Origin of the sequence: Collimonas fungivorans (assembly GCF_001584145.1) — a bacterium.
Lineage (GTDB): Bacteria > Pseudomonadota > Gammaproteobacteria > Burkholderiales > Burkholderiaceae_D > Collimonas > Collimonas fungivorans.
The window spans coordinates 848,935-865,919 of the sequence record NZ_CP013232.1 but is presented as its reverse complement, the minus strand read 5'-3'; the positions used below and the strand labels follow the sequence as shown (position 1 = coordinate 865,919).

Sequence of the window (16,985 nt, the reverse complement as noted above, 5' to 3'; positions counted from 1 at the left end):
ATGAAACTCATCACTAACCAGCAAGTCGCCGAACTGATCAACACCAGCGACGCCATCGCTGCCATGCGGGACGCGTTCGCCGGCATCGGACAGGGCGCGCAACAGGCCAGGATGCGCACCAGCGCCGGCCCGGTCATGATGTCCAGCATGGGCGCACTGCTGCCGGCTGCAGGCATTGCCGGTTACAAGGTCTACACCACCATCAACGGCAAATTCCATTTCGTCACAGTGCTGTTTTCCACCGAAGACGGACGGCCGCTGGCGGCAATCGAATCCGACACCATGACCGGGCTGCGCACCGCCGCCGCCACCGCAGTCGCCGCCGACCACCTGGCCAGGCAGGACGTGGCCACGTTGGCGGTGATCGGCACCGGGGTCCAGGCCCATTCGCATGTGCCGGCGTTGCTGGCGGTGCGCAAGTTCAAGGAAATCCTGATCGCCGGCCGCAGCGGCCAGCAGCAGTTTGCAGAACAGGTCACGCAACAGACCGGCATCCCGGCGCGCGCCGTCAGCATCGACGAAGCGGCCCAGGCTGGCGACGTGGTGGTTACCGTGACCCGCTCGGCCACACCGCTGTTTTCCGGCGAGTTGCTGCAGGCCGGCGCCTTCGTTGCTGCGGTCGGCGCCAGCAAAGGCAACCTGCGCGAACTCGACGACCGTGCGATCGCCCGCGCCAATGCGCTGGTGGTCGAATGGAAACCGCAGGCGCAACAGGAAGCCGGCGACCTGCTGCTGTGCCAACCCGGCGCTTTCGCCTGGGACCAGGTGTGGGAGCTGGGACAGATTGTGGACGGCAGCAGCACGTACCAGCGCCAGCCGGACGACCTGGTGATCTACAAGGCGATCGGCGTCGGCCTGGAAGACATCGCCCTGTCCGGCCTGGTTTACCGCCGCGCCTGTGAGCGTTTCGGCTGGTAAGGGGCCGTTAGCGGGATTGCTTGCCGACATCATGCCGCCGGTCTAGAATCGGGCCACCGACGACTACTGGCGACATGTGCACATGGAATTCCACCTGCTGAGCTTCCTGAAGACCGTGCTGTTTGTGCTGGCAGCGCTGTTGCCGATCATGAACCCACCCGGCGGCGCGCCGATTTTCCATGCGCTGACCATCTCCGCTTCCGACGCCACCCGCAACTCGCTGGCGCGCGGAGTAGCCATCAACTCCTTCCTGCTGCTGGTGGGCGGCATGTTCATCGGCACCCATGTGCTGGCTTTTTTCGGCCTGTCGCTGCCGGTGGTGAAAGTCGCCGGCGGCCTGCTGGTGGTCGCCACCGCCTGGAAAATGCTGAACTCCGACGAAACGCCGATGGCGGAAGCGGTGCCCGCATCGCTCTGGACCGAACAGCTGGCCTCGAAGAAGGCGTTTTATCCGCTGGCGTTTCCGCTCACCGTCGGCCCCGGCTCGATCTCGGTCGCCATCACCCTCGGCGCCGGCGTGCGCGTGCCGAACGTGCCGCTGCCGCTGTCCATGATCGCCGCCGTCGTCGGCCTGGCGCTGGCGGCATTGGCGGTCTATCTCAGCAATCGTTTTGCCGGCGTCCTGATACGCTTGCTGGGCGAGACCGGCACCACCGTCATGCAGCGCATGACTTCATTCATCTTGCTGTGCATCGGCGTGCAGATCCTGTGGGATGGCGTCAGCGGCTTATTATTGCTGGGGCAAGCGCACTAAATCACTTTTTCCCGTTTTGCCGAATTCTAGTGATAAGATTATTGCCTCACCAACTCATTAGGAGCACACAATGCTGAAGAAGATGATGGTAGTTGCAGCGATGTTTGGCATGCTGGGCGCGCTGTCGGCGTGCAATACGGTTGCCGGCATGGGCAAGGATGTGCAGACCGGTGGTGAAAAGGTTCAAGACGCGGCACAGGACGTGCAAAAGAAAATGTAATCCCGGGCGGATCGCAGGGGTGGGCAGCGTTACCGCCCACCCCTGCCGTCCCTCATTGCATCAATATTTAGCAGCATGGAATCGCCTCGCTGCCAGACTCCGACAAGAATCCTCATCCCAATTTATGTGGCTGGAGTCAGTTGCATATACCGTCATCGCGACGTGATTTATTAGCCAATCAAAAATGCTCTTTGCAGAATGATGGCCATTCATGGGAGCGCCACCGCGTCGCTCGGTGCGCCAGGCACTGCGACTCGGAACTTCAAACCTTCCAGCAACTTGTCCCATAGAGCCAGGGCTTCGTCGTCGTCAACGGAAGCGGCGGATGCGGCTCCAACGCGGTTGGCCTTGACCTTGCTGTACATCGTTACGTCCAACATGGCAGGCTTGGCCACATTCCCTGTTTCGCCGATAAACTTCCATTCAAAATCATGGGTGCCATCAGCACGACGCACCAGCGATTCCTCACCGGCCCAGCCGTACACGGTGCGTTTGCCTTCGCGCAAAGTGACGATTTTGGGATAACTTCCACCCAACTCGTTATGCCTATCATTGATTTGTTTGAGCAGGCTGTGGCCATTACTGCCTTGAGTGCTGGCATTTTGGTTACTCTCCACACTGAAGGTGATGTCTGGTAACTCCGGGAGGTAGAGTCCAACTTGAGATAGCACTTGGCCCTTGTCACTTGCTAGGCGAGTGAAGCCGAATTCGTGGCACAAGCCAGGTTCCGTGGGAACTTCGTCGGGGGCACGAGGACGAAGGTTTTGAGCAACCTCAATGGTTTTCGCCGTGATGGATTCAACAGTTGAATTCTGGCTCTTAGCAGTAGCCCCGCCTCCGACAAATATATGCGGACCAACTATATAGTAGGTATCAAAACTCTCTAAACTATACTTCGGAGAAAATTCGTCCTCGTAGTACCGAATCCACATCACATTGGATGTCGGGCCTGGTCCAAAGTAGTTAATCTTTGCAGTCTTGTCCTTCGCCAATATCTCTGCCCGCCTAGCTTCCATAATCTGCTTGATATCCTTGGCTCTGTTCAAAAGCGTCGGGAAATCCGAGCCAAATATCAGCTTGGCGTCTTGAGGCGCCAGCAATACATATCGCCCAAAACACAATAGTTTAGATTTAGAAAACAGCTTTTCGATTCGTTGATTCATCATCGATTCTGTGATCAATTCTTCTTTTCCATTACGCCGCACAGCGTTCGATAACCAGAGAGCCTAACGACCAGCCATTTCGGATGGCGTAGTTCTTTCCAAGCTAGCGTGCAGGAGTCCAATGGAGGGGAAATTAAAGTTATCTTACGTTCATCTTGATCGGATCAATAGGCTTCCACAGGCGGCTGACAGGTTCTTTCGATTCAAGGGCCCAAGCTGGTGTCGAAGGCACAACCAATGTGGCGAGCAGGATGCCAAGTGCACGGCGACGAGATATTGGTACCATAGTCGTCACCGCAGTCATGGAAGCGCCACCGCATCGCTCGGTGCGCCGGGTACCGCGACTCGGAACTTCAAGCCGTTCAGCAGCTTGTCCCACAGGGCGAGTGCTTCTTCGTCGTCAACGGAAGCGGCAGATGCGGCTCCAACACGGTTGGCTTTGACCTTGCTGTACATCGTTACGTCCAGCATGGCAGGCTTGGCCACATTACCTGTTTCACCGATAAATTTCCATTCAAAGTCATGGGTGCCATCAGCACGACGCACCAGCGATTCCTCGCCGGCCCAACCATGCACGGTGCGTTTGCCTTCGCGCAAAGTGACGATTTTGGGATAACTTCCACCCAACTCGTTACGCCTATCATTGATTTGTTTGAGCAGGCTGTGGCCATTACTGCCTTGAGTGCTCGCATCCTTGTTGCTCTCGACACTGAAAGTCACATCGGGCAGGGCCGGCAGCAGCAAGCCGGTCGCAAAGTATTCCTGATTGTCGTAGGGCGCATTGCGCAAGAAACCGTACTCAAGGCACAGACCAGGCTCTTTGGGCACATCGGATGGTGTCCTTGGACGCAGATTGGAGGCCAGAAAAATCGTTTTCTGAGTGATGCTTTCGACGGTGCTGTTGGCGCTTTCATCGGTGCCGCTTTGCCAGCGAAAAATGTGCGGGCCAACAACGTGGTAAATCTGAAAACCTTCAAGCTGGAATACCCTTGCCCCCTCACTTTTGAACGAGCGAATCCACATCACGTTAGGAGCCGGGCCTTCGCCTAAGAAATTGATCCTTGCAGTCTTGTCCTTTGCAAGGATCTCATTCCGCTTTGCCTCCACGATCTGCTTCAGATCCTTGGCGCGATTGGAGAATGTTTCAAAATCATCCGTCCCCCAAATCAGCGTCGCATCCTGGGGCACTTCAAGCACGTAGCGCCCAAAGCAAAGTAGCTTGGGGCGAGCAAAGAGTTGTTCAATTCGTTGGTTCATGGCATTCAATCTTTCTTGTCCCACCATTCGGATTTGTAAGCATTGGCGATCTTTACTACCCCATACAGCGTGGCCGCCTGGGCGCCCTCGTTGTCGTAGCTGCCCTGGTGGTCGTAGCCCGTCTGCCTGAATTTGACTTTGGCGCGCACCTTGTCAGCACTGCGTTCAACGGGCACAGTACCGTCCGCAGCCGAGTTTGAAGGCTGAAGCTGCAGGGTTAGCGGAATGCCGTTCGCGCTCAACACGCGGATGGTACCTTGAGCATTGTCGCCTTTTTCGCCTTCGAGAAGAGTCCAGGACAACGGGTCGCCTGCCGCACTGGCATTGCCATCGGTCACCTTCCAGACAATATCGTTCCAGGCCAGTTGCGTGGGATCTTCTCCGAAGTGGGCATAGGTTTCATCGTGGAAGGTGTCCTGGATCGCATGCGAGAACGTCATGGCGTCAAATATGCGTGTTCGCGTAGCTTTCGCCCCGATCTGCTCAGATCCTTTCATGCCACTTTTCCCCATCTTTGCCGGATCAATCCATTCCGGATTGATCAACCGCCACCACTTCTGCGGCTCCAGTAAATAAATCTCTGCCGCAGGGTCTTCTTTGGGTAGAGCGGGCACTATTAAATCCTTGCCTTGTTTGTCTTGCACTTTGAGCCAACCAGTGCCATACATCTTGTTAGGCAGTAGTTCTAATCCACCCGGTGCATTGGCCAATACTGCCGTTACCTCTTCCCCGTTATCGCCCAGCACACCTTTGACGATGCCGCCCTGGATTCTATCGAGGAAGTGCCACCATGTTTTGTTGCTGCCTTCAAAGCCCGCCCGCAAGCGCTTATAGGCCGCAGCGGCACCCGTTGTCGGCATCACACCGTGAACCACGCCCAGCACCTTGTCTTTCAGATTGCCATAATCGGGGTGTATCAAAGCTCGGCCCAATAACCCGCCCATGCTGTGGGTGACAAGAATAACACCGGGACAATCGAAGCCATTCTGGTTGTAAGTGTCGATAAGCTTTTGGATGCGCGGGGCGATATCTTTGGCTTCGTCACCATTACTCTTAAGCCAATTGTACCCAAAGGCGTGTACCGGATACCAGCAGTTGCCAATTTTTTTAATATCAGCCTCAGCCAGGGCTGGGGCGTCTGAGTTGCCAAAGCTGGCAGGTGCGCGTCCAACTAAAGCTTGTGCGTTGCCTTTGCTCGCCCAAGAAGCCGACACTTCTACGTTAGCGCCATCAGCCTTAAGCATGTCGTTGAGCTGCTTTTCCATCAGCATAAGGATTTTGCCGTAAGAACCAAACATGACTTCGCTCCACCCGCGAGCACGCGCCTTTTGCGCAGCGCTAAAGTGCTGCTCGTGTCCTGTGGTAAGCGGATGATCCTTTTCAAGCTTGGGATCACTCATCAACAACTTACTCACATCCGCGAGATTGTCCGGCACATTGTCATGGCGGCTATCTGAAGTTTGTGTTGCATTGCCAGTGGACTCGAAACGATCCTTGTCTTTATCGTAGGAGATTTCATAGTGATCTACTTCGACTTCGTCGGGGTCCAGGCGCATTTGACGCTCCGCTGCTGACGCATTGCGTCGCTTCAAAGCATCGCCCTTGTCATCGGGGCGCCAGGAACGATTATCCTGGCGCTGTATCTCTGCCTGGCGTTTTTTGGACAGGCGCAAATTGCTGCCCATGATGCCAGGAAAGAATATGATCGGAATCAGTTTGCCCGGAGGCACGCGTACTCTAATCCTGCGTTTATCGTTAGTCGGGGTGGTTTGAACACCAACCTCGGCAGACTGGTTTACCCCTAGGGTGAAATCGAGCCAGATGTCTTGGTCATCACCTTGAACCGTCATTATTTGGCCCTCCCAAGCCAGCGGACTTTGTAGAATTCGGGGCCATCGGAGCGTTGCATTTGAGTACTGCCGTCCGATCCCGTGACAGGCCCAGTCGCGCCAGCGCCGTCCCGATCGAGTTTGAACATCTGTTTGGCAGCAGTACTGTTCTGGTCGTCCATGTGATGAAAGACCACTTCCCTGTCGAACGGCGCAGGAGTCGCAGAATTTTGCAGGTCAACTGAACGATTCTTGGGCCCTGGAAGACTATGCGTGGCGGCATGAGCGACGAAGATGCCATTTGTGCCGTGTTCGATTCCACCCGCATTGAATTTGACGTAGCTACCGCCGCCATTGATCACGATTTCTTCCTTGGCCGTGATCGTGATGCGATTGGCGGTTTGGGTAATATTGAGTTTCGCCAAAACATTGATGCTGTCCTTCAGCGCCTGCAGATCGATATCCCCTGCTGCAGCGACCATCTTCATGCCAGATTTTTGGACCATCAGACGGAAGGTATTGGCAATGCTGGCAAACAGGCTGTCGCCAGTGGCAATGGACAGGCTCTTGCCAGTAGTGATGGCGGTATGCTGGTCGCTAGAGATATGGGTCGATTGGGCAGTGGTGCTCTCAATGCCAGCAGGGCTAGCCAGCACCAGATGCGGTTCGGACAGTTCAGGGAAAGTGCCGTCGCTGCCAGCACCGCCGCCCTTGATGGCATCGTTCTGGGTTTTAAGGACTTTCGCAATATCGGCTTGCTGCCCCTGCTTTTCCTGAGCTCCGGCCTGCTGCGCCATATCGGCCAGCGTTTCGTGCTGATCACGCGCCGAAGTGAGCCTCTGCACCGTCTCACCCATGTCCTTCATGTGCGATGCGGCATTGCTACGGCCTTCGGTCGTGATCAGCATGCCTTGCGCTGAGCGCGCCACGCCATGACCGTCGGTACGCAGTTCCCAGCCTTCGCCGCGCGCGTCTTTACGGCCCGCATTGTCTTCGATGCGGGTGATATGTCCCAGACTCAGCTGGCTATGTTGGTGATCGCTCTTGATTTGGGCCTGGATTTTTCCGTTGGAGTCATCCAGGATCAGGTGGTTACTGCGGCCGCCAGGCTGATTGCCTCCGTCGGGAGTTAACTCACGACTGCGAAAACCCATGAGCGATTGCTGGGTCGCCAATTTCCATGGCGGCATATTGCGCTGGTTGTACACGCTGCCAGTAATGATAGGACGGTCAGGATTGCCATCGAGCCACTGCGAAATCACTTCCGACCCAACCCGTGGAATCATCTTTGCACCAAGCTCGCCGCCGGCCCAAGAACTGGCGACGCGAACCCAGGCCGAGCTTTTTTCATCGTTATTGCCAATGCGGTCCCAATGAAACTGCACACGAATACGACCATATTCGTCGGTAAAAATACTGCCCTGGCCTGAAGGGCCGACTACCGTGACGGTTTGCGGGGAAATGATTTTGGTGTCGACGCTATTGAAGTTGCGACCTGGTCGCCATGGAATAATCTTCCGAATGCATGTCAAAGTACTGTCGTATTCGGCCTTCTCGGTAGCGTCTTGCAGATAATTATTGGACGCCTTGTGATGTACGGAGAGAATGAGGAATTCACTTTTGCTGGCCTCGTCATGGCTGCCAAAAGAATTGAAGGAAAAATGATTGGTCAAACGGAACCAGCGTCCAGGAATGACGAAGCGATTGTTGCCGGCCGCTTCAAAATGCTTGCCACTGGCTTCGATCTCTTCCATGCGCAGTCGAGACAGCTTGTCGGCGTCTTGAGTGTTCTTAACGCCATATGCACCGGTATATTCATAGGATTCTATGTCGAGCACATCGCCTTGCTTGTTCAGTGTCGGCACGCCCGCGTTGATTGGTACGGGACTCTTGAAATTGAATCCCGAGAGCGACACAGAACCGGCCACAATCTGGCGCACAGGCGAAAATTGGGCTATTCCGTCTTCTTCAGTTGCACCGCCATGTCGTTGAAAACCAATCTCCGGGCCACCATCCATTGGCGCCGCCTGCGTCGAGTCGTCCGTGACAATGAGTTTATGGCCCTGAGCAGTATGTTCATACCAGTACAGCCAGCCTTTGGATTCAAGACGCCTGTGAAGATAGTTATGGTCACTTTCTTCATATTGAAAGGCATCTGTCATTGCGGCGTCTTCCCCGCCGACCCTGAAGTCCCAATCGGGCAACGTACCGTAATCTTCGAAAATGCTGCTTATTTGCTCGTGTAATGTCTTGCCGTGAAAAATGTAGTTGTCTTTGCGCAGATGCAAATATTGAAGCCACGGGCCTAATTTAGCTTGGTAGAAAGTAATTCCACCGTCGGAACGGACTGAACGGAATTCAAAACAAAAACCACTGAAATGTCGAAGCGTCCCGTCCGCGCGGACAAGTTCTACGCAGAACAGCTTGCCTTGCAGATCCTTCAGCGCCAGCGCAGGGTCATCTGACAATAGTTCAATTTTGAACTCAAAATCTCGTGACAGGCTTTCAACCGCATCCAGCTTATTGACCAACAGTTGGGCTTGCGGACCATCGCCATGTGGAAATGACAGTCGAAGGATTCGATTATGCTGCCGCCCCTGAATTAAGGCCGCTATGGATTGAAGCAGGCTACTCATGCGTGGTCCCTGAAAATTATTTCATCAGCAATAAAATAGTCTTTTTAGCAAGGCAATGTCTTCGCATTCTACTTGATAAATATTTAACCAAATCATAACCGACAACATCTTTAATTTCCACAGTGCAATGCATAAAAGTAACGAAATTTGCAAGAGTTCACACTTTACGGGGATTGTGAGACAGCTTCGCTGGAGATCTGGACGATTGCAGATTGTCGTGGTGTGCGAGGGCGAACTAAAAATGCGAAAAAGCTTATTTTTGCAATCGTCAATCGGTTGAGGAGGACTTGAGGATAAAAAGCCGCTTTCCGTTACCGCTGCATGCACGGAATCGGGAAAGCGGCTTAGCCTGCGCGGATAGCTCAGGCGTCGGCGTCAGTTGCTGGTGATAAGCAGACAGCCGGGCATGATCCTGACACGCACGGAGGACTGCGGTGCAAAGCCGGCTTGTTTGAGGCCGGTCCCGCATAGCTTGATCCAGAGTGCGTCGGGATTGTCGTGCTGGTAGAAAGAAACGGTGAGCCGTTGCGACGGATCATCGGTTGTGGGCGTGCGGAGGTCTCGCGTATGATTGCGCTTAGCCATATTCAACTCCATAGTCTTTAAGTTGTTTGTGGTTAGCGGCGCGTTGATGTTGGTAGCATCCACGTGCCGCGCTTCTTGCCTCGCCCGCCAATGCTGCGCAGGCAAGGTGCAAGCACTGCGTTCACCTCATCATTCAGGGACAATCTTTTCCTGTTCAACGATGCAAACCCAGCACTCAATACATTAGCATCGTCTAAAAAATAAGCAGCATTTAAAATGCGCTTAGCCGATATTTAAGAAAAAGCATAGCGCCGGGTGGAGCGTGGCACGTACCCATAAACGCGCGAAGCAATGCCGGCATTGAAGCTGGCACCTGAAAGAAAAAATGACCAACAACGAATTACCTTTTCGCGCAACAACTGAGCAGGCTTGCCACTGGCTTGCACAGCAGACCGGCGAGCCATGGACATTGGCGCGCATGATAGAAAATGGTTTGATCCCTTACGTCTGGCTGGACTATGACGCCGACTATCCAGAACTCTTCGGCGACGCTAACGGCGGTTATGCGGCACCGATCTTTTTCGAAGGCGACACCAGACGGCTCGCAGCCGGAAGCGAAGATGTGCTCATCACGATCACCAAAGACGTCTACAAAATCGTGGCGCAACTCAAACCGCCAGGCTTTCGCAGGGCTTTGCATGAGTTGCGTTTTCTGAAAAAGGATCTGGAGCGCATGCCAGGTAAGCTAAAGCGCGAGGCCGAGGCCAAGTCCGAACCAGTCAAAATCGAAGCGGCAGTGGAATCACAGACTGGCATCAACAGAGAGCAAGTGCTGATCGCATTTTCCAGCCTGGTGAAGATTGATCTGGCGCAGGCTCTTAGCGATGCCGGCGGCATATTCGGTGATGAAGGAGCGAGGGTTAAGGGCAGCGCTAAAAGGGCAAAGAACAAGGCTGTGTGGAATCCGGTCACCTTGGCGCTGGGATTAAACGATGTGTATCGGGTGCCAATACCACATCTGAGAAGGGCATTTAATGCGCATGATTTTTTATTCGGATGGGTTACGGAATGGAATCACTCTCTGGAGCTGCTGGGAAAATAAGGTGAAGCTGCTGGGAAAATAAGGCGCCCATATCGTGGCCGCTCAGTTTTGGATACTCCACCATCAACGTGAGTCACGGAAATCGGCACCACCGCAATGTCCCGACATTCTGATGCGATTGCCATTCTCTTTAGTCATTGCATGCGATTTTTAGTAGAAAACATGTCTAAAAAAATGCGCACATACTAATTGATTTAAAAAACCGATTTCAAAGTAAGGTTAATTTTACGTCATCTATAGAAGGCCAAATTTCAGAGACAGCTCAAAAACGATCCCAATATCCGTCTCCGAGCAATAGCCTCGTTTCCGAAAAAAGGGATTTGACTATTTGCCAACAATTGCCAAATATCAAGTAGAATTCTTGCACCCCATCTTCAAAAGCCAACCTATGTCTCTCAAATTAAATCGTGATCGACAAGAATTTTTGGGACGATTCAAGTTAGACAATAAAGCGCTTCAACGAGGCGATATCAAGAGCGGTCGCGCAAAAATGATCGGTGCGCAGAACAAAGAAACGGGGGAGCGTGTTGTAATTAAACAGTGGCGAAGAGATTCTGTAGTATCCAAAGACACGCTCAAAGAAATATGGCGTCAGGAAATCAGGCAACTCCATCGGCTCGCGGGTTGTCCTGGAGCACGCGAATTTATGGTAGAACAGTCCGACTCGGGTGAAGACGCAGAAGGGTTTTATCTTGTTCTAAGCCCAAACCAGCGTTTGCCTATCGAAGCGCTATTAACTCGAATTACAGAATTTCACTGGCTACGCCATCCCAGACTACCGGCCAACCGCCAGAGGCTTTGGGACAATTTACGCCGAGTCGCTACAGGGTTGGACATACTGCATACGCAAGGATTACTACATCGAAATCTTGACACATGGGCGATCTTCAGCGCAGGAGATGACATCGCCGATTTCCAACTCAGTGGATTTGAATGGTCCGTTCGCCTTACAGGTGTGGCCGCCAGAAAACATACACTTCTTCGAAAATTCGCTGAAGAAGATTCGGCCGTCTATTCGTTCTTAGAGGACTGGCGCGCATATGGGAGGGTTGCGGCTCAGTTGCTGGGAGTGGAACACAAGACGTTCCTAACTGGCAAGCGAAACGCTGACGAAATAGACGCAGCGCCATATCTCATACCCGCCGAACGCGATCTTCTACTATTGCTGCTGCGATGTGACACACTATCACGAATTGACGGGCCGTTCGTTTGCGAGAAAATTGATTCGATTTTGCAAAGCCTCAGAACGATGGCGGGCAACCGCCTAGCCACCCTGCATTTCACGTGTAATGTCGCCCCGTCAAGTAGGCTCGCTCAAGCGGTTTATGACGCCGCCGAGCGATCTCTCGATATCACGGATATAGATGCAATGCTTGAATTTATTCGTCTTGATATTGCGTCAGAGCCTCTCTTGATTGAAGTCTCGTACGGACAAAGTAGAGAGAGTCGCTTTCTTCTTGCCGGACGTTCACTAACCTATGTGCTGAATCCATACCGTCCACAAAACCGTGGAGAATCGACTTGGGCACTTGCATATTGCGAAAACACAGCACAGCGTCCATCGCCACGTGAAATATTGGGTCAGCAAAATATTTCATATTCAGAACTTGAGCTTATTCCGCTGAGTCAAGTTACAAAACGGTTCGCCGCTTTACAAGGGAGAACGCTACATTGGGATCAGCAGATTGTCCCAAAGGAATCGCAAAATAGCAATGATCCGGCAATTCGACAATACCGTGGACTCTTGCTGCTTCAACTTCTCGAAACGCTGGTAAGCGCCGCCGATATCTTTCCAATTGTAGTTGTAGGGTCTCAAAAGACTAATGACGGAATAAAGATTTGTGTGCAGTCGCGTAGCGACGAAAGTAGAGAAACTTTATCTATAAAATTAAACCTCAAATCGCCAGCTATAAGAATGGCCGAGATTTTTAATGACGAACAGGTTTCTCTAGATGGTTATTGGAAAATAAGTGATGTTGGTGTCCTCGGTGGCACTGATGACGAAACCGCACGTTGGCGGTTTGTGGAAACAAATGAGGAGAATGGGAAACAGCAAGTTTTCTTCGAAGGCCCTGGGCCGCTCGAAAATTCAGAACAATTGTTCCTAAGGAAGAGCGATTATGTGGGAAATGAAAGTTTGCTACGGCGCCGTATAAAAGCACTGCGTTCGTTGAAAGATCATTCAGAGCTTCTAGAAATGCTGGCGGATCCTCGACGCCGCATAAGAAAGACCCACGATGCCATTATCGAGGATATTTCATTTCAGCGATTAGACGCATCCAAACAGAATGCGTTACGCGAAATGTGGGCAGTGTTACCGCTGTTCCTAGTTCAAGGACCACCAGGGGTAGGGAAAACTCGCTTGGTTACCGAACTAGTCGATCGCACACTTCGGAGTGATCCTAGTACTCGTATTTTATTGAGCGCCCAAAGTCATCATGCGGTCGATCACCTACTGGATGAAGTTAAAAAGTTATTTTTAGATGTCGACCCGGCAGACCAACCCCTCATGGTCCGAAGTAGACCAAAGGAAAATGGTGCGTCAGAAGATGTGTATGACGTGCGCCCTCAAGCGCGTCTTGTTATAGATCGACTGATCTCAAGCAAAACTTTTAGTACGGCCCCAGGAAATATAAAGGGGGCGCTAAACACCCTACGAGAAACTTATCATCAAGCACAGAATGAACACAAGGGTAAACGAACACGCGACCGCTCACTGGAAGCTCTTCTATTGCGATCGGCCAACGTCGTTTTTTCATCGACGAACTCTGGAGATATAGAACGATTAATCGATGAACGTGCGCAATTCGATTGGACTATTGTCGAGGAAGCTGCAAAAGCGACAGGCGTAGAACTGATTCCACCACTTCTGTTGTCGCACAGGCGTCTGATGATCGGAGATCATGAACAATTGCCCCCTTATGGTGAAGAACGTATCAAAAAACTCTTGGAGCATCCGGAAAAAGTACGTGAAGCCCTTGAAATCGGACGCAGCCTTATATCCCGGCAATTGCGAGATATCGATATGGAAGAGCTATCAAATGAACCCGGGGAAATAGACGAACTGCAAACTGTCTGCGGTGAGGCAGCATCTGCTCTCACATTATTTGAAACTCTAGTCAAAGGGGAGCTAGTTAACCCAGGCGGTGGAAAAATTCGGATCCCTATTGGTCGCCAACTGACCTTTCAGCACCGAATGCATCCAGCAATTGCGCGATTGGTTTCTGCCGCCTTCTATGACGATAAACTACTTACTGATCCAGCATGTGAACTTCGCTTTGAAGTAGACGAATCACCAGTTCGATTTGCTCATAAAAGCGTCATGCCAGATTCTCCGATAATTTTTATTAACATGCCCTTTGGCCAAGCAACTAAAAATTCTGCTAACGGCGAGAAAAAGCCAAACTATCACAATCCAACAGAGGTAGATGCAGTCATTGAGATAATGTCGCAACTTCGCGCCAATACCGCCGGTGCAAAAAAACCTACCATCGCGGTTCTTAGCCCCTACCGACAGCAAGTGCGTCGCCTCGAAAACCAAATAAGGCGCAACTCTTCAACCAGGCTTAGTCATTTGGTTGATTTTGACTTTGAAGGCAACTCTGAAACACCGGTGGGTACCGTCGACTCATTTCAAGGAAGCGAAGCAGACGTCGTAATATTGTCGTTGGTTAGAAATAATCATCACGGTGGTCTCCGCGCTCTTGGATTCCTATCGGATCCCAGAAGAATGAATGTGCTTCTGAGCAGAGCTAAGTGGAAGCTGATAATAGTCGGTAGCCTCGATTTTTTGCAACGACGCCTATCTACCGAAACGATTTCAAAATCAGATCGCCAATATTTTCTGAAGAAGATTTTCGAGACGCTCCGTATCTTGGAAAGCGAGAAAGATCAGAATTCAATATCTCTGGCGACAGTAATTAGATCTGACAATATTCTCTCGGGAAAATTATGAGTATTACTGTTGCGATACCGCTTCGATTTGCCACTGTACGGCTGTATGTCGACAAGGGCCGGAAGTGGAATGCAGTTGAGCATTTACTCCTATTTTCACTTGTCGCTGAACCGAAGAGCGCCGCAGAAACAGTCACGAACACAAGTTTACCATGGCGGTTAGTTGTCGAGGTAATGAGCCGACTCATGCGAGTAGGATGGGTCGAAATAGTGAATCGTAAAGATGATATTGCGTTCAAGATTACTAATGCCGGAAAAAGCGTGGTGTCGAACGACACTTTACCGGCCGTAACGCGCCAGATATCAAAGCGATCAAGCTTTGTAATTGACGGCATTACAGGGACAGTATTTCGAGCACGCGATTTAACACTTCGCAGCAGAACCCAACTCAATAAACTAACAGACCACACAGCTGTTCTTGAGCTACCAATTGAACAGAGCGCGGACAAACTTGAACTCGACGAAATAATTTCAACACTTTTGGATGAGGACGAGCATTGCAGAGGTGTAGAGCCCTTGGCGTCCAGATTTCTAGACCGATTTGCAATTGTGACTATATCTGATGGCGAAATAGAGGGGTTACCACCATCCGCCCCTCAGGAGCTTCACAAGCGAATTAGGAATGCTGTATTCGCAAATGCCTCGACAGAAACTGATATTACTCATCAAGAAGAAATTCTTTCTCCCGATTATTCCGTGAGAAAAATATTCAAAATTGATTTTAATAATCGTGATCTTATCGTCGGTGGCGATGAGCACAAAAAATTCTTTGTCGAGACGATCAACAAGGCAATATCTTGGATAGTTTTACATTCAACGTTCATTAATTCTCTTCGTTTCGAAGAACATTTGCAAATCTTGGAGGCTGCGGCGAGACGCGGCGTTCGTATCGATATTTTATGGGGAAAATCGACTGATCCAGACGGTACCAATAAAATTCAGGACGAGGTCGCAACGTGCCGTAATATGCTGCACGACGAAGTGATGTTGGAGCGTATTCGGCTGCACAGGCACACAACAGACTCTCATGCAAAAATATTGTTTGCCGACGATGGCAATGGAAAAATGATCGGTTGTATCGGCTCGTGCAACTGGCTCAGTTCAAGCTTTAGAAGTTTTGATGTCTCCATTGTGTTTTCGTCACCGCAAATTGTAGGAGATATTGCCGCTAAACTTTCAAAACTGGCTATCGGAAAGAGTGGGCATTGGTCGAATTTAGCAGGAGACTTGGCTGCACAGGCAGCCAATCTAACCAGGCACGCCGAAATACACCATTCAAATGAGACTTTCACCGCCTCTATCGTTCTTGGCTCGGACCATAACGAGTATATGCTACAAGCGAGGGATGAGGCCATCAATAGTATAAATGTCGTCAGCCATCGCGTTAGCTTAAACGCCGATACTCTTGTGTTCGTACCCGCTATGGCTGCTATAAATGCTAATGGAGTCAAAGTAAATCTATATTACGAGCTCCTTTCCGGCATCTCGGACGCCGCTTTAGTCGAAGAATTAATTAAAAACAATACTACGGAAAATTTGATCTTCAATAAGATCATTGCACCTAGCTTGCATGCGAAATTTTTAACGTGGGATGACGACAATATTGTGATAACGAGTCAGAACTGGCTTTCCGCCGACCCAATGGATAACTCATGCTCTGAAATTGGAATAGCAATCTCAGGAAAAGGCATAGCCATTGAATTATTGCGGCGAGCTAATGGCGTTTTACAACAATCAAATTGGAGCAAAAGCTAAGATGGCAAATACAAATACTGGTGCGCTGGCGGCGATTGATGAGTTGCGAATCGACTCAAAGATTGGAAAAAGTAAGCATTTCAACGCAAGTGATCGAAAGATGTTTTGGCATCGATTCTACGGAGTGCCCGTGATAATAGCCAATTTATTCGTAGGCATCGTTCTTGTAAGTCTTCAAGGGACAAGTCCTCCGTTATTGACACCATTGGAAAAACCATCCAAGGCATCGGTATCTACGACACCTCTAAATTCGACGATTGCAATCGATGATCAAGGTACGTCTGTTATCAGTAAAAATACTGATCGAATGCAAGAAACACCATCAGCAGAACCACACCATTCTATTCCCAACGGATGGCTTGGCATATTTTCTATTTTTTTGGCGTTTGGAGCTGCTAGCTTGAGCGGGATTCAGACTTTTTTTAATTTTCATAAGGCGTCAGAAGGACACCGCGCCATCGGAAATCGTTATGTCCATATTTCGAGACAATGTAAGGGCCTGCAACAAAAACATCTAGACGTACCGTATTCGTCGGCAGATTTGTGGACCGAGTACGATAAGCTCTATTCTGATTATCATCAAATAAATACTGAAGCAGAAGCATTTCCTACAAGTCCAAAGGATTTGCAAAAAGCGAGAAGTGCATCGGAAATATCGCCGTACAAAGCACCCGAAACGCAGTCATAATTGGTGACCAATTATGATTTTCTGCCGATGTCCACGAAGAAGAATAAGCGAACTCTTCTTGAGTGACTAAAGAAAGAATTTGGGCAGATGTTGGGTGGAACTGCAAGCGCAATATATTGTGTTTCGTAGAAAATAACTTGCAAAGAGTATTAGATAATCTCCACTATAGTTCCAGTTGGGCGTC

At 50.9% G+C, this 16,985-nt stretch carries 12 protein-coding genes; 7 read left to right on the top strand and 5 right to left on the bottom strand.

The window, feature by feature from the left end; all coding sequences use genetic code 11:
* The 3 genes from CFter6_RS03665 (at position 1) to CFter6_RS03655 (ending at position 1,892) form a co-directional block, all read left to right on the top strand.
* A complete protein-coding gene (locus CFter6_RS03665; protein ID WP_061538773.1) occupies positions 1-918 on the top strand; it encodes an ornithine cyclodeaminase family protein in 918 nt (305 codons plus the stop codon).
* A gap of 82 nt (positions 919-1,000) precedes the next feature.
* Entirely contained in the window at positions 1,001-1,672 is a 672-nt protein-coding gene (locus tag CFter6_RS03660) for a MarC family protein (RefSeq protein WP_061538772.1), read from the top strand.
* 70 nt (positions 1,673-1,742) lie between these two features.
* Positions 1,743-1,892, top strand: coding sequence for an entericidin A/B family lipoprotein (locus CFter6_RS03655; protein ID WP_061538771.1), 150 nt, complete (start codon positions 1,743-1,745; stop codon positions 1,890-1,892).
* Between the two features lie 209 nt (positions 1,893-2,101).
* Here the strand turns inward: CFter6_RS03655 and CFter6_RS03650 are convergent, their stop codons facing one another.
* From CFter6_RS03650 to CFter6_RS03630, 5 genes are all read right to left on the bottom strand, one after another.
* Positions 2,102-3,073, bottom strand: coding sequence for a T6SS immunity protein Tli4 family protein (locus tag CFter6_RS03650; RefSeq protein WP_236904507.1), 972 nt, complete (start codon positions 3,071-3,073; stop codon positions 2,102-2,104).
* A 282-nt stretch (positions 3,074-3,355) separates the two neighbouring features.
* Positions 3,356-4,312, bottom strand: coding sequence for a T6SS immunity protein Tli4 family protein (locus CFter6_RS03645; protein ID WP_061538770.1), 957 nt, complete (start codon positions 4,310-4,312; stop codon positions 3,356-3,358).
* Positions 4,313-4,317: 5 nt separating this feature from the next.
* Positions 4,318-6,162, bottom strand: a complete 1,845-nt coding sequence (locus CFter6_RS03640) for an esterase/lipase family protein (RefSeq protein WP_061538769.1) — start codon at positions 6,160-6,162, stop codon at positions 4,318-4,320.
* Positions 6,162-8,777, bottom strand: a complete 2,616-nt coding sequence (locus CFter6_RS03635) for a type VI secretion system Vgr family protein (RefSeq protein ID WP_061538768.1) — start codon at positions 8,775-8,777, stop codon at positions 6,162-6,164. The genes CFter6_RS03640 and CFter6_RS03635 overlap by 1 nt, the downstream gene beginning before the upstream one ends.
* Positions 8,778-9,152: 375 nt before the next feature.
* Positions 9,153-9,425: a SymE family type I addiction module toxin gene (locus CFter6_RS03630; protein WP_150118617.1), complete on the bottom strand. Its 273-nt coding sequence runs from the start codon at positions 9,423-9,425 to the stop codon at positions 9,153-9,155.
* A gap of 262 nt (positions 9,426-9,687) precedes the next feature.
* Here CFter6_RS03630 and CFter6_RS03625 point away from each other — a divergent pair, with 262 nt between their 5' ends.
* The 4 genes from CFter6_RS03625 (at position 9,688) to CFter6_RS26150 (ending at position 16,801) form a co-directional block, all read left to right on the top strand.
* On the top strand, positions 9,688-10,404 hold the full coding sequence (locus CFter6_RS03625; protein ID WP_061538766.1) for a hypothetical protein: 717 nt from the start codon (positions 9,688-9,690) through the stop codon (positions 10,402-10,404).
* Positions 10,405-10,792: 388 nt separating this feature from the next.
* A complete protein-coding gene (locus CFter6_RS03620; protein WP_061538765.1) occupies positions 10,793-14,359 on the top strand; it encodes an AAA domain-containing protein in 3,567 nt (1,188 codons plus the stop codon).
* Positions 14,356-16,113, top strand: a complete 1,758-nt coding sequence (locus CFter6_RS03615; RefSeq protein WP_061538764.1) for a phospholipase D-like domain-containing protein — start codon at positions 14,356-14,358, stop codon at positions 16,111-16,113. Before CFter6_RS03620 ends, CFter6_RS03615 begins: the two co-directional genes overlap by 4 nt.
* Positions 16,076-16,801 carry an SLATT domain-containing protein gene (locus CFter6_RS26150; protein ID WP_205631440.1) on the top strand — a complete coding sequence of 242 codons (726 nt, stop codon included), beginning with the start codon at positions 16,076-16,078 and terminating at the stop codon, positions 16,799-16,801. The genes CFter6_RS03615 and CFter6_RS26150 overlap by 38 nt, the downstream gene beginning before the upstream one ends.
* Positions 16,802-16,985 lie beyond the last annotated feature (184 nt).

Coding starts and splice junctions, on each gene's coding strand:
- CFter6_RS03665 (WP_061538773.1), top strand. CDS start 1: ATGAAACTCATCACTAACCAGCAAGTCGCCGAACTGATCAACACCAGC.
- CFter6_RS03660 (WP_061538772.1), top strand. CDS start 1,001: ATGGAATTCCACCTGCTGAGCTTCCTGAAGACCGTGCTGTTTGTGCTG.
- CFter6_RS03655 (WP_061538771.1), top strand. CDS start 1,743: ATGCTGAAGAAGATGATGGTAGTTGCAGCGATGTTTGGCATGCTGGGC.
- CFter6_RS03645 (WP_061538770.1), bottom strand. CDS start 4,312: ATGAACCAACGAATTGAACAACTCTTTGCTCGCCCCAAGCTACTTTGC.
- CFter6_RS03640 (WP_061538769.1), bottom strand. CDS start 6,162: ATGACGGTTCAAGGTGATGACCAAGACATCTGGCTCGATTTCACCCTA.
- CFter6_RS03635 (WP_061538768.1), bottom strand. CDS start 8,777: ATGAGTAGCCTGCTTCAATCCATAGCGGCCTTAATTCAGGGGCGGCAG.
- CFter6_RS03625 (WP_061538766.1), top strand. CDS start 9,688: ATGACCAACAACGAATTACCTTTTCGCGCAACAACTGAGCAGGCTTGC.
- CFter6_RS03620 (WP_061538765.1), top strand. CDS start 10,793: ATGTCTCTCAAATTAAATCGTGATCGACAAGAATTTTTGGGACGATTC.
- CFter6_RS03615 (WP_061538764.1), top strand. CDS start 14,356: ATGAGTATTACTGTTGCGATACCGCTTCGATTTGCCACTGTACGGCTG.
- CFter6_RS26150 (WP_205631440.1), top strand. CDS start 16,076: ATGGCGTTTTACAACAATCAAATTGGAGCAAAAGCTAAGATGGCAAAT.